A 13,037-nucleotide genomic window follows, 5' to 3' on the forward strand; every position below is an offset into this window, starting at 1 on the left:
GCCGTGCGCGCCGTCTGCCCCGGATCCTTCGATCCCGTCACCCTGGGCCACCTCGACGTGGTCACCCGCGCCACCAAGGTCTTCGAGGAGGTCGTCGTCGCCGTCGGCGTCAACCGCTCGAAGTCGCGCCTCTTCGAGCCCGAGGAGCGGCTCGACATGCTCCGCGAGGCCACCGCCGACCTGCCGAGCGTCCGGGTCGAGGGGTTCACCGGCCTGCTCACCGACTTCTGCACCGCGCACGGCGTCGACGCCATCGTCAAGGGCCTGCGCAGCGGCGGCGACTACGAGTACGAGCTGGCGATGGCGCAGATGAACGCCCACCTCACCGGGGTCGAGACGGTGTGGCTGCCGACGTCGCCGAGCCTCTCCTACGTCTCCTCCAGCCTGGTCAAGGAGGTCGCGGCCCTCGGCGGCGACGTCGCGGCGCTGCTGCCGGGCTTCGTCCACGAGCGGCTGCTCGCCCGGCTCGCCGAGCGGGCGGGGTGAGGCGTCCCTCGCGCGGGGGACGTTTTGCCGCCCCGTCCCGCCGGGCGTTACGCTTCCCGACGATCTGTCGCACCGGACCGGAAGTGATCCCCTGACCAGCCTGGACCCGAGAGCGCCGCTCGTGCTCGACACCCGCGAGCTCGGCCGCCGCCCGGGGTCCATGCGTCAGGTGTCACGATCCGTCCCGGCGCCGGCCGATCTGGGCATCGAGGTCCTCCGGGTCCCCGAGGGCTCGCCGGTCGACCTCGACCTGCGGCTCGAGGCGGTCATGGAGGGCGTCCTGGTCACGGGCACGGCGCGAGCCGCGCTCGAGGGCGAGTGCGTGCGGTGCCTGGAGCCGATCCACGACGACGTCGAGGTCGACCTCCAGGAGCTGTACGTCTATCCCGACCACCAGGTCTCCGAGGAGGACGACGAGGTCAGCACGCTCGAGGACGACCTGCTCGACCTCGAGCCGCTGCTCCGGGACGCCGTGGTGCTCGCACTGCCGTTCCAGCCCCTGTGCCAGGACGACTGTCCCGGTCTGTGCCCCGACTGCGGGTTCCGACTGGCCGACGATCCCCAGCACGACCACGAGGCGCCGATCGACCCCCGCTGGGCCGGTCTGCAGGCCCTCGCGGAGGAGCAGCAGCCCTGACGCACCGCGTCGCGCACCACCCGGCGGTCCAGCACCGCCCGCACGAACCACCAGCAGACCTGAACGCCGGCACCCGCCGGCCCCGGCAGAGGAGAGAACAGTGGCAGTCCCGAAGCGGAAGATGTCGCGCAGCAACACCCGTCACCGCCGCTCGGCGTGGAAGGCCAGCGCCCCGACTCTGGTGACCTGCGCGAACCCCGCCTGCGGCGCCCAGCACCTCCCGCACCGCGCGTGCGGCGAGTGCGGCCAGTACGGCGCCCGCGCCGCCCGTCGCCAGGTCCTCTGAGCCGGTCCGCAGCACCCTGACTCAGTACGACGCCCTGCGCGCAGCGCTCGGGGATCCGATCCTGGACCCCGAGCTGCTGTCGCGTGCGCTCTGCCACCGCTCGTACGCCTACGAGCACGGTGGGCTGCCGACCAACGAGCGGCTGGAGTTCCTCGGCGACTCCGTGCTCGGCGTGGTCGTCACCGAGACGCTCTACCGCACCCACCCCGACCTCTCCGAGGGCCGGCTGGCGAAGCTGCGGGCGGCCGTCGTCAACGCTCGCGCGCTGGCCGAGGTCGGCCGCGCGATCGGTCTCGGCGAGCACGTCATGCTCGGCCGCGGCGAGGAGGCCACCGGCGGTCGTGAGAAGGCCTCGATCCTCTCCGACACAGTCGAGGCCGTGATCGGCGCCATCCACCTCAGCGGCGGCTTCGAGGTCTCGGCCGCCGTCGTCCACCGGCTCTTCGACCCGCTCATCGAGGCCGCCTCGGCCATGGGCGCGGGGCTGGACTGGAAGACCTCGCTGCAGGAGCTCGCCGCCGCCCACGCTCTCGGCGTGCCCGAGTACGTCATCGCCGACAGCGGCCCCGACCACCAGAAGACCTTCACCGCCCAGGTGCGCGTGGGGGAGGGCCTCTACGGCAACGGCACCGGCCGGTCGAAGAAGGAGGCCGAGCAGGCCGCCGCCGAGACCGCGTACGGCGAGATCGCCGCGGCCGTCGCCCTCGGCACGCCCGCCGCGCCCGAGTCCGCCGAGCCCGCCTGAGCCGGTGCCCGAGCTCCCCGAGGTCGAGGTCGTCCGCGCCGGCCTCGAGCGCCACGTCGTCGGCGCCACCGTCCGCGAGGTCGAGGTGCTGCACGGGCGTCCGGTGCGTCGCGAGCCCGGCGGTCCGGCCGCCTTCGCCGCCGCGCTGGTGGGGCGCACGCTGACCGGCGCCCGACGTCGCGGCAAGTTCCTCTGGCTGCCGCTCGACGACGGCGCCGCGCTGCTGGCCCACCTCGGCATGAGCGGTCAGCTGCTCGTCCAGCCGCCCGACGCCGCGGCCGAGCGGCACCTGCGCGTGCGCCTGCGGCTCGACGGCGCGGCCGACGGACGCGAGCTGCGCTTCGTCGACCAGCGGATGTTCGGCGGCCTGAGCGTCTCGCCCGGCGGGGCCGAGCTGCCCGCGGAGGTCGCGCACATCGCCCTCGACCCGCTCGACCCCGCGTTCGCGGCGCTCGACGTCGCGGCCCGCATCCGCGGCCGGTCGGTGGCGATCAAGCGCCAGCTGCTCGACCAGACGGTGGTCTCCGGCGTGGGCAACATCTACGCCGACGAGGCCCTCTGGCGTGCCCGGATCCACGGCGAGCGCCGCGGCGACCGCCTGACCCGCGCCCAGGTGCTCGAGCTGCTCGTGCACGTGCGGGAGGTCATGGAGGACGCGCTCGCGCAGGGCGGCACGTCCTTCGACGCGCTCTACGTCAACGTCAACGGCGAGTCGGGCTACTTCGACCGCTCGCTGGACGCCTACGGGCAGCAGGACCGGCCGTGCCGACGCTGCGGGACGCCGATCCGACGGACCTCGTTCATGAACCGCTCCAGTCACTTCTGCCCCAGCTGCCAGCCCCCGCCCCGGGCGTCACGCCGCCCCCGGTGACGGGGCGTCGGGCAGTGGCGCGGCGGCGTCGTCGGAATTGACCTGGCTCACACCTGGTGGGACTCTTGCAGACGGCCACCGAACAGGTGGCCACGCCCCCACGACCCGGAAGGCTCACCCATGGCCAAGGCGCTGATCGGCCACCTGAACAGCGACCTGCGGGACCCTCGTCTCGCGATCGAGAACGCCAAGCTGCGCACCCGCGTCCGCGAGCTCGAGTCCCTCGTCCTCCGCCTCTCCGAGGAGAACGACCGCCTCGTCGCCGCCCGCGCGGCCGAGCTGCTCGACGCCACCCCGCTGCAGGAGATGCAGCCCGCCTGAGCTCCTCGTCCCGACTGGCGGTCGGGACGTGCGCCGGCGTGAGTAGGCTCGGCGCTCGCCCGGCGTCGGCCGGGCCTCGGTCGTCCCCGGGAGGCGGGAAGCGGTGTACCTGAAGAGCCTGACCCTCAAGGGGTTCAAGTCCTTCGCCTCCTCCACGACCCTGCGCCTCGAGCCGGGCATCACCTGCATCGTCGGCCCCAACGGCTCGGGCAAGTCCAACGTCGTCGACGCGCTCGCCTGGGTCATGGGCGAGCAGGGCGCCAAGTCGCTGCGCGGCGGCAAGATGGAGGACGTCATCTTCGCCGGCACGAGCGGGCGTCCGCCGCTGGGCCGGGCCGAGGTCGTGCTCACCATCGACAACTCCGACGGCGCGCTGCCGATCGAGTACACCGAGGTGACGATCAGCCGGACGATGTTCCGCAGCGGAGGCTCGGAGTACGCCATCAACGGCACGAGCTGCCGGCTGCTCGACGTCCAGGAGCTGCTGTCCGACTCCGGCATCGGCCGCGAGATGCACGTGATCGTCGGCCAGGGCCAGCTCGACACGATCCTGCACGCCACCCCCGAGGACCGTCGCGGGTTCATCGAGGAGGCCGCCGGCGTCCTGAAGCACCGCAAGCGCAAGGAGAAGGCGCTGCGCAAGCTGGACGCGACGGAGGGCAACCTCACGCGGCTCAGCGACCTGATCACCGAGATCCGCCGCCAGCTCAAGCCGCTCGGACGCCAGGCCGAGGTCGCACGGCGGGCCGCGACCGTGCAGGCCGACGTGCGCGACGCCCGCGCGCGCCTGCTGGCCGACGACCTCGTCACCGCGCGCGGCGCGCTGGAGCAGGAGCTGGCCGACGAGTCGCTGCTGCTGGCCCGACGCGAGGAGGTGGAGGCCGCCCTGGTCGAGGCCCGTGCCGTCGAGGCCGAGCTCGAGGCCGGTCTGCGAGCCTCGTTGCCGGCGCTGTCCCAGGCGCAGGAGACCTGGTTCGCCCTCTCCGGGCTGCGCGAGCGGCTGCGCGGCACCGCCTCCCTGGCCGCCGAGCGGCTGCGCAACGCCTCGAGCGCGGGGGAGGGCGACGGCCCCCGGGGCCGCGACCCCGAGGAGCTCGAGGCGCAGGCCGAGCAGGCGCGCGAGGCCGAGCGGCGCACCGACGCCGAGCTCGCCGAGCGCCGCGTCGCGCTCGAGACCGCCGTGGCCGCCCGCACGACCGCCGAGGACGCCGCCACCGCCGAGGACCGTCGGGTCGCGGCGCTGCAGCGGGCCGCCGCCGACCGGCGCGAGGGCCTGGCCCGGCTGCGCGGCCAGGTCGACGCCGCACGCTCGCGATCCGCGGCCGCCGGCGAGGAGATCGGCCGGCTGACCGCGGCGCGGGAGGAGGCGCTCGCCCGCGCCGAGCGGGCCCAGCGCGACTTCGCCGCCCTCGAGACCCGCATCGCCGGCCTCGACGCCGGCGAGGAGGGGCTCGACGCCGAGCACGAGGCCGCCACCGCGGCGCTCGAGGACGTCGAGGAGCGGCTGGCCGCCGTCCGCGACGCGGCGGAGCAGGCCGACCGCGACCGCTCGACCCTCTCGGCCCGCAAGGACGCGCTCGAGCTCGGCCTCGCCCGCAAGGACGGCGCGGGCGCGCTCCTCGCCGCCGGCGAGCGGCTCACCGGCGTGCTCGGCACAGCCGCCGCGCTCCTGCACGTCCGACCGGGCGCCGAGGCGGCCGTGGCCGCGGCCCTCGGCGCGGCGGCCGACGCCGTCGTCGTCACGGACCCCGACGCCGCGGTGGGCGCGCTGGAGCACCTGAAGGCCGACGACCTGGGTCGTGCCGGGCTGATCGTCGGAGGCGGGCCCGAGGCCGACGCTCCGGACGCCTGGGGCGCGCTGCCCGCGGGGGCGACGTGGGCGGTCTCCGCGGTCGAGGCGCCGGTCGAGGTCCGTGCCGCCGTCGTCCGGCTGCTCTCCCGGGTCGCGGTGGTCGACGACCTCCCGGCCGCGCGGGCCCTCGTCGCGGCGCGCCCGGACGTCACCGCGGTCACCCGCGACGGCGACGTGCTCGGCGTCCACGCGGCGTCCGGCGGCTCCTCGTCGAGCCCCTCGCTGCTGGAGATCCAGGCCGCCGTCGACGAGGCCGCCGCGCGGCTGGCCGACGTCGTCGCCGCCGCCGAGCGACTCGGCTTCGAGCGGTCGGGCCTCGAGGCCGAGCGGCACGAGGCGCAGAAGCGGGTCGACGTCGCGCTCGCGCGGCTGCACGAGTCGGACGCCACCCTCGCCGCGGTCGCCGAGGAGCTGGGCCAGCACGGCGGGCAGGTGCGGGCCGCGCGCGGGGAGGCCGAGCGGCTCGCCGCGGCCATCGCGAAGGCCGAGGCCGCCCGCGAGCAGGACGCCGCGGCGCTCGCCGGCCTGGAGGCCCGCCTGGCGGCGGCGGAGGTCGACCCCGACGGCGAGGAGCCGGCCACCGACGACCGCGAGCGCCTGCTGGAGGCCGCCCGGGCGGCCCGGCAGGCCGAGACCGACGCCCGCCTGGCGCTGCGCACCGCCGAGGAGCGGGCCCGCGCCCAGCACGGCCGCGCCGACGCCCTGCTGCGTCAGGCCGCCCAGGAGCGCGACGCCCGTGCCCGCGCCGTCGCGCGCCGCGAGCGGCTGCAGCGCGAGGCACGTGCGGCGGAGGCCGTCGGCGTCGCCACCGCCTGGGTGCTCGCGCGGCTCGAGGCGTCGATCGAGGCCGCCGCGGCCGCGCGCGCCGAGGTGGAGGCGTCCCGCGCCGAGGGGGAGCAGCGGCTGCTCACCGTCCGGGTCACGCTGCGCGACCTGCAGCGCGACCTCGACGAGCTGGTCAGCTCGGTGCACCGCGACGAGATGGCCCGCGCGCAGCAGCGCATGCGGATCGAGCAGCTCGAGCAGCGGGCGCTCGACGAGCTCGGCCTGACGCCGGAGACGCTGGTCGCCGAGTACGGCCCCGACCGGCCGGTCCCGGTCGAGTCGGCGGAGCCGTCCGAGCCGTCCGAGCCCGCGTCCGCGCAGCCCGACGGATCGGCCGAGCCGGATGTCGCGCCGGTCACGACCGTCCCCTACGTCCGCGAGGAGCAGCAGAAGCGGCTGCGCGCGGCCGAGCGGGCGCTGCAGATGCTCGGCAAGGTCAACCCGCTGGCGCTCGAGGAGTTCTCGGCCATGGAGGAGCGGCACCGCTTCCTGACCGAGCAGCTCGAGGACCTCCGCAAGACCCGCAAGGACCTCCTCGACATCGTCCGCGAGGTCGACGCCCGCGTCGAGCAGGTCTTCACCGAGGCCTACGCCGACGTCGAGCGGGCCTTCGACGCCACCTTCGCCCGGCTCTTCCCCGGAGGCGAGGGACGCCTGGTGCTCACCGACCCCGCGAACATGCTCACCACCGGCGTCGAGGTCGAGGCCCGGCCCCCCGGCAAGAAGGTCAAGCGGCTCTCGCTGCTCTCCGGCGGCGAGCGCTCGCTCGTCGCGGTGGCGTTCCTCGTCGCGCTGTTCAAGGCCCGGCCCTCGCCCTTCTACATCCTCGACGAGGTCGAGGCCGCGCTCGACGACACCAACCTCGGGCGCCTGCTGGAGATCTACGAGGAGCTGCGCGAGAGCTCGCAGCTGCTCGTCATCACCCACCAGAAGCGGACGATGGAGGTCGGCGACGCCCTCTACGGGGTCACCATGCGCGGCGACGGCGTCTCCGCCGTCATCAGCCAGCGCCTGCGCGAGCCCGCGGACGCCTGACCGCCCCAGCCCCAGCCAGCCCCCGCCCGCTCCAGCCCGAGGAGAGCCATGCCCCGCGTCCGCCCGACCCGCGACCAGTACGTCGCCTGGCGCACCGTCACCACCCGCTGGCGCGACGACGACGCGTACGGCCACCTGAACAACGCGACCTACTACGAGCTCTTCGACACCGCCGTCAACGCGCACCTCTACGAGTTCACCGGCGTCGACGTGCGCCGGCTGCCGCAGATCGGCGTCGTCGCCGAGACCTCGTGCCAGTACTTCGTGGAGATCGGCTTCCCGCAGCCGATCGAGATGGGCCTGGTCGTCGATCGCATCGGCACGTCCTCGGCGATCTACCGCATCGGGCTCTTCCAGGGCGACGGCGACGAGGCCGCCGCCGAGGGCCGGTTCGTGCACGTCTACGTCGACAACACCGATCCCGCGCGCCCGGTGACCCCGATGCCGGACGTCATCCGCGCCGCGGTCACGCCCCTGCTGCGGCCGGCGCCCGAGGCCGACTGACCCCGGCCGTCGGACGCCCCGACGACCCGGGCCGATCGGGTGAGGGCGTCGGTTGGATCGGCCCGTGGCGGTCTGGCAACCTGGAGGAGGACGGTGTCGCGCCCGTCCGTCGCCACCGCTCCCTCCCGCGGGCCCCCGCCCGCAGCGCTCTCGGAAGGCACCCCCGATGCTCGTCGTCGCCGTCGTCACCCTGCTCTGCTTGGTCGTGGCCGGGCTCGTCCTCTTCTACGTCGCCTACCCGCACCGCGGCGAGGCCCCGCCGGAGCGCGCGGAGTGGCTGGGCGACGTCCTGACCCGCGCCGTCGACAGCATGCCCACGCTGCCCGCCGAGGCCGAGGACGCCGCGCGGACCGACGACTCCCGGGCGCTCGCCGACCGCTGACCCGCCGCTGAGCCGACCGCTGTCCCGCTGCCGAGCCGCGGCCCGCGGCCGATGCCGACCGCGTCGGCGACGGCTGGTTGGATGACCTCATGGACCCGATCCAGCTGATCCTGCTCGTCGTCGCGATCGCCGTCATCGGCGTCGGCACCGCCTTCGGCCTGGTCGCCCGGGGCGGCCGCCGGGGCCAGGTGCCTCCCGCGCCGCCGCGCCCCCCGGTCGAGGGGCCCTCGACCGGCGTCGCCGAGCCGGAGGCGCCGCAGGGCGGCGTCGACCTGCTCGAGCCGCCCGCGCCCGTGGCGCCGCCCGCGCCAGTGCTGGAGCGGCCGGAGTCCACCGCGTCGCGCCTGGTGCGGCTGCGCCAGCGCCTGGCCGGCAGCCAGGGCGCCCTCGGCCGCGGCCTGCTCGGCCTGCTCTCCCGCGACCGCCTCGACGAGGACACCTGGGAGTCGATCGAGGACCTCCTCCTCACCGCCGACATCGGCGTCGGCCCCACCCAGGAGCTCGTCGAGCGGCTGCGCACCCGCCTGCGGGTCGAGGGCTCAGCGGCGCCCGACGTCCGCACCGTGCTCCGCGAGGAGCTCCTCACGCTGCTAGGCCCCGACCTCGACCGCCGGCTGCAGGTCAGCGGCGAGGACGACCGGCCCGGCGTCGTGCTGGTCGTCGGCGTCAACGGCGCCGGCAAGACCACGACGGTCGGCAAGATCGCGCGCATCCTCGTGGCCGAGGACCGCACGGTCGCGCTGGGCGCGGCCGACACCTTCCGCGCCGCAGCGGTCGACCAGCTCGCCACCTGGGGCGAGCGGGTCGGCGTCGAGGTCGTCCGCGGCGTCGAGGGCGGCGACCCCGCCTCGGTGGCCTTCGAGGCCGTCCGATCGGGCGTCGAGCGCGGCATCGACACGGTCATCGTCGACACCGCGGGCAGGCTGCAGAACAAGCAGGGCCTGATGGACGAGCTGGGCAAGGTCAAGCGGGTCATCGAGAAGCAGGCGCCGGTCACCGAGGTGCTCCTCGTCCTCGATGCCACGACCGGCCAGAACGGCCTGATCCAGGCCCGGGTCTTCCGCGAGGCCGTCGACGTCAGCGGCATCGTGCTCACCAAGCTCGACGGCTCGGCGAAGGGCGGCATCGTCGTGGCCGTCCAGCGCGAGCTCGGCGTGCCGGTGAAGCTGGTCGGCTTGGGGGAGGGCCCCGACGACCTCGCGCCGTTCGACCCCGCGGCCTTCGTCGACGCGCTGCTCGGCTGAGTCCCGCCGCGGTGCGCGCCGTCCGCGCCCGCACTGTGGACGCCGGCCCGCCTGCGGGCCCGCGTCTCGTCTTGCCGGTCGGACGCGCGGACGCCGCGTAACGCGACCGCAACATGGGCGGGGGTTTCGTTTCCTCTCCGCAACACGAGGAAGCGACGCCCTGAAACCTGCCCCCGCGAAGGTTCTCCGCAATGGGGCGAGGCCCGGCGCGACAGCGCTGTCCGATGCCGGCACGGCCTCCCCGGAACGCAATCCCCCTGGAGGTTTCGTGGACGGCTATTACGCCTTCATGCTGGTGGCCACGCTGCTGGTGCTGTTGATGACCACACCGGCGCTGGCTCTGTTCTACGGCGGCATGACCCGCTCGAAGTCCGTGCTCAACATGATGATGATGTCCTTCGTCTCGATGGCCATCGTCGGCATCGTCTACGTCCTGTGGGGCTGGTCGATGTCCTTCAGCGACGGCTTCAGCGGCGACGGCAAGCTGTTCGCCGACCCGTTCAAGCTCTTCGGCCTCAAGGACGTCACGCCGGACAACTACATCTACGTGATGTTCCAGCTGACCTTCGCGGTCATCACCGCCGCGCTGATCAGCGGTGCGATCGCCGACCGCGTCAAGTTCTCCGCGTGGGTCGTGTTCCTGCCCCTGTGGGTGACGTTCTCCTACTTCCCGCTGGCCCACATGGTGTTCGGCGGAGGCCTCATCGGCGGCAAGATCGGCGCGCAGGACTACGCCGGCGGCACCGCGGTGCACATCAACGCGGGCGTGGCCGGCCTGGTGCTGGCGTTGCTCGTGGGCAAGCGCGTGGGGTGGCCGAAGGACCCGGGCCGGCCCCACAGCCTGCCGCTGACCATGATCGGCGCGGGACTGCTGTGGGTCGGCTGGTACGGCTTCAACGTCGGCTCCATCGTCCCGGCGGCGCTCGGCGACGCCGACTTCGACACCGCGCAGTTCTACGCCGAGACCGGCCGCACCTTCGCGAACACCACCGTCGCCACCATGGCCGCCATCCTCGGCTGGCTCGCGATCGAGCGTCTGCTGCACGGCAAGGCCACCTCCCTCGGCGCGGCCTCGGGCATCGTCGCCGGTCTGGTCGCGATCACCCCCGCCTGCGGTGCCGTCAACATCTCCGGCGCCATCGCCATCGGCGCCATCGCCGGTGCGATCTGCGCCTACGCCGTGGGCCTGAAGTTCAAGTTCGGACTCGACGACTCCCTCGACGTCGTCGGCGTCCACCTCGTCGGCGGCATCGTCGGCACCCTGCTGATCGGGGTCTTCTCGACCAAGGACGGCGCCGCCGGCATCGACGGCCTGATCTACGGCGGCGGCTTCGGCTCGCTCGGCGACCAGGCGCTCGGCGCCCTGATCGCGATCGCGTGGTCGGGCGTCGTGACCCTGGTCCTCGGCCTGGCGATCAAGTTCACGATTGGCTGGCGGATCGCCGAGGAGGACGAGGTGGCCGGCATCGACCTCGCCGAGCACGGCGAGTCCGCGTACGACATCCACAGCGGCGGCGGCAGCGGCGTCCTGACCGGACAGGGAGGCAAGGCGTGAAGCTCGTGACCGCGGTGATCAAGCCGCACAAGTGGGAGGACGTCCGCGAGGCCCTCGAGGCCTTCGGCGTCACCGGGATGACCGTCAGCGAGGTCTCCGGCTACGGCCGGCAGAAGGGCCACACCGAGGTCTACCGCGGCGCCGAGTACGACATCGCGCTCGTGCCCAAGATCCGCATCGAGATCGTCGTCGAGGACGGCGACGCCGAGGAGGTCGTCGGCATCATCGTCCGCACCGCGCAGACCGGTCGGATCGGCGACGGCAAGGTCTGGATCAGCCCGGTCGACTCCGTCGTCCGGGTCCGCACCGGGGACCGTGACGCCGCGGCGCTCTGATGTGCCGTGACCGCTCCGTGACCTCGCCGTGATCTTCGGTGATCTCTCCGTGATCTGATCGCCTCGACGGTCGACGTCGGGCCCGGACCGCCCCCGCGGTCCGGGCCCGACGTGCGTCCGGACGAGGGATGGGACGTCGGAAGGTCTGTTACACGGAGGAAACAATCACTGCGCAGAGTGGCCCGTCGTGATCCTCGCGACCGGTCCCGTCCCGGCGGGCGCAGCCCTCCTCCCGTCCCTCGTCCCCGCGGCGGCGCCCGCGGGCGGCCTCGACTCCGGCGACACCGCCTGGCTGCTGATCGCCAGCGCGCTCGTGCTGCTCATGGCGCCGGGCCTGGCGCTGTTCTACGGCGGCATGGTGCGCTCGAAGTCCGTGCTCAACATGATGATGATGACCTTCGGCGCCCTCGCCGTCGTCCTCGTCGTGTGGACGGTCGTCGGCTACAGCCTCGCCTTCGGCGACGACCTCGGCGCCGGCCTGGTGGGCGACCCGCGCCAGTTCGCGGGCCTGGGCCAGCTGCTCGAGCCGGACGCCGGCGGCGGCACCTACCCCGTCATCCTGTTCGCCCTCTTCCAGGGGCTCTTCGCGGTGATCACCGGGGCCCTGGTGTCGGGGGCGATCGCCGATCGCGCCCGCTTCGGCGCCTGGCTGGTCTTCGTGGCCGTCTGGACGGTGCTGGTCTACGCGCCGGTGGCCCACTGGGTCTTCGACTTCGACGCCGACGGGCACGTCGGCGGCTGGCTGGCCAACCGGGTCGGCCTCGTCGACTTCGCCGGCGGCACGGCGGTCGAGGTCTGCTCCGGCGCCTCCGCGCTGGCACTGGCGCTGGTGCTCGGCAAGCGCGTCGGCTTCGGCCGCGACCCCATGCGTCCGCACAACCTGACCCTGGTGATGCTCGGCGCGGGCCTGCTGTGGTTCGGCTGGTTCGGCTTCAACGCCGGCTCCGCGCTCGCGGCCGACCACCGGGCGGCGGTCGTCTTCGTCGCGACGCTGCTCGCCGGGGCGTCCGGCACGCTCGGCTGGCTGCTGGTCGAACGCCTGCGCGACGGTCACGCCACGTCCCTCGGCGCGGCGTCCGGCATGGTCGCGGGCCTGGTGGCGATCACCCCGTCCTGCGGCTCGCTCTCCCCGCTGGGCGCGCTGGCGATGGGCGCGGCGGCCGGCGTCGTGTGCGCCTTCGCCGTCGGCCTGAAGTACCGCCTCGGCTACGACGACTCCCTCGACGTCGTCGGCGTGCACCTGGTCGGCGGCGTCGTCGGCACGCTGGGCATCGGCCTGCTGGCCACCGCCTCCGCGCCCACCGGCGTCGACGGCCTCCTCTACGGCGGCGGCCTCACCCAGCTGGGCAAGCAGGCCATCGGCGTCGGCGCGGTGCTGGTGTACGCGTTCGTCGTCTCCGGCATGATCGGCTGGGTGGTCGACCGTCTCATGGGCTTCCGCGTCGACGAGGAACACGAGGTCAGCGGCATCGACCTCGTCGTCCACGCCGAGGCCGCCTACGACCTCCAGGCCTCCCCGGGCGCCCGCTCGGCCGGCTCCATCCTGAACAGGAGTGACGCATGAAGCTCGTGACCGCCGTCATCAAGCCCCACAAGTGGGAGGAGGTGCGGGTCGCGCTGGAGGCCGTCGGCGTCTCCGGCATGACCGTCAGCGAGGTCTCCGGCTACGGCCGGCAGAAGGGCCACACCGAGGTCTACCGCGGCGCCGAGTACGAGATCAGCCTGGTGCCGAAGATCCGGCTCGAGATCGTCGTGGCCGAGGACGACGTCGACGCCGTGGTCGACACCATCGTCCGCAGCGCCGCGTCGGGTCGCATCGGCGACGGCAAGGTGTGGGTCACGCCCGTCGAGACGGTCATCCGGGTCCGCACCGGCGACCGCGACGACGCCGCGGTCTGACCCGCCCGACCCCGACCCGGATGGTCCGGACCCGGCTCCCGGGTGCCGGAGCCGATCCGG

The 13,037-nt window shown here is 74.2% G+C and carries 14 protein-coding genes; all 14 read left to right on the plus strand.

The genetic code is table 11. From position 1 onward, the window contains the following. Positions 1-3: 3 nt before the first annotated feature. Positions 4-486: a pantetheine-phosphate adenylyltransferase gene (gene coaD / locus K8Z61_RS01440; protein ID WP_224126288.1), complete on the plus strand. Its 483-nt coding sequence runs from the start codon at positions 4-6 to the stop codon at positions 484-486. Positions 487-646: 160 nt separating this feature from the next. Beyond that, positions 647-1,123, plus strand: a complete 477-nt coding sequence (locus tag K8Z61_RS01445) for a DUF177 domain-containing protein (RefSeq protein ID WP_224127564.1) — start codon at positions 647-649, stop codon at positions 1,121-1,123. 100 nt (positions 1,124-1,223) lie between these two features. Continuing rightward, positions 1,224-1,409: a 50S ribosomal protein L32 gene (gene rpmF / locus K8Z61_RS01450; RefSeq protein WP_224126289.1), complete on the plus strand. Its 186-nt coding sequence runs from the start codon at positions 1,224-1,226 to the stop codon at positions 1,407-1,409. A 16-nt stretch (positions 1,410-1,425) separates the two neighbouring features. Further along, positions 1,426-2,154: a ribonuclease III gene (rnc, locus tag K8Z61_RS01455; RefSeq protein ID WP_374227907.1), complete on the plus strand. Its 729-nt coding sequence runs from the start codon at positions 1,426-1,428 to the stop codon at positions 2,152-2,154. A gap of 4 nt (positions 2,155-2,158) precedes the next feature. Next, positions 2,159-3,025 (plus strand): bifunctional DNA-formamidopyrimidine glycosylase/DNA-(apurinic or apyrimidinic site) lyase, encoded by an 867-nt coding sequence (mutM, locus tag K8Z61_RS01460; RefSeq protein ID WP_224126290.1) that lies wholly within the window; start codon positions 2,159-2,161, stop codon positions 3,023-3,025. A 120-nt stretch (positions 3,026-3,145) separates the two neighbouring features. Next, positions 3,146-3,346, plus strand: a complete 201-nt coding sequence (locus K8Z61_RS01465) for a hypothetical protein (protein ID WP_224126291.1) — start codon at positions 3,146-3,148, stop codon at positions 3,344-3,346. A 103-nt stretch (positions 3,347-3,449) separates the two neighbouring features. Beyond that, positions 3,450-7,058 (plus strand): chromosome segregation protein SMC, encoded by a 3,609-nt coding sequence (gene smc, locus K8Z61_RS01470; RefSeq protein WP_224126292.1) that lies wholly within the window; start codon positions 3,450-3,452, stop codon positions 7,056-7,058. A gap of 48 nt (positions 7,059-7,106) precedes the next feature. Then, positions 7,107-7,562: a thioesterase family protein gene (locus K8Z61_RS01475; RefSeq protein WP_224126293.1), complete on the plus strand. Its 456-nt coding sequence runs from the start codon at positions 7,107-7,109 to the stop codon at positions 7,560-7,562. 166 nt (positions 7,563-7,728) lie between these two features. Further along, positions 7,729-7,944 carry a hypothetical protein gene (locus K8Z61_RS01480; protein WP_224126294.1) on the plus strand — a complete coding sequence of 72 codons (216 nt, stop codon included), beginning with the start codon at positions 7,729-7,731 and terminating at the stop codon, positions 7,942-7,944. An 89-nt stretch (positions 7,945-8,033) separates the two neighbouring features. Next, positions 8,034-9,188: a signal recognition particle-docking protein FtsY gene (gene ftsY / locus K8Z61_RS01485; RefSeq protein ID WP_224126295.1), complete on the plus strand. Its 1,155-nt coding sequence runs from the start codon at positions 8,034-8,036 to the stop codon at positions 9,186-9,188. Positions 9,189-9,456: 268 nt separating this feature from the next. Next, positions 9,457-10,743 carry an ammonium transporter gene (locus tag K8Z61_RS01490; protein ID WP_224126296.1) on the plus strand — a complete coding sequence of 429 codons (1,287 nt, stop codon included), beginning with the start codon at positions 9,457-9,459 and terminating at the stop codon, positions 10,741-10,743. Beyond that, positions 10,740-11,078, plus strand: a complete 339-nt coding sequence (locus K8Z61_RS01495; RefSeq protein ID WP_224126297.1) for a P-II family nitrogen regulator — start codon at positions 10,740-10,742, stop codon at positions 11,076-11,078. Before K8Z61_RS01490 ends, K8Z61_RS01495 begins: the two co-directional genes overlap by 4 nt. A 292-nt stretch (positions 11,079-11,370) precedes the next feature. Then, positions 11,371-12,642 carry an ammonium transporter gene (locus K8Z61_RS01500; protein WP_263430485.1) on the plus strand — a complete coding sequence of 424 codons (1,272 nt, stop codon included), beginning with the start codon at positions 11,371-11,373 and terminating at the stop codon, positions 12,640-12,642. After that, on the plus strand, positions 12,639-12,977 hold the full coding sequence (locus tag K8Z61_RS01505; RefSeq protein ID WP_224126299.1) for a P-II family nitrogen regulator: 339 nt from the start codon (positions 12,639-12,641) through the stop codon (positions 12,975-12,977). The genes K8Z61_RS01500 and K8Z61_RS01505 overlap by 4 nt, the downstream gene beginning before the upstream one ends. Positions 12,978-13,037 lie beyond the last annotated feature (60 nt).

Source organism: Nocardioides sp. TRM66260-LWL, assembly GCF_020075545.1.
Taxonomy (GTDB): domain Bacteria; phylum Actinomycetota; class Actinomycetes; order Propionibacteriales; family Nocardioidaceae; genus Nocardioides.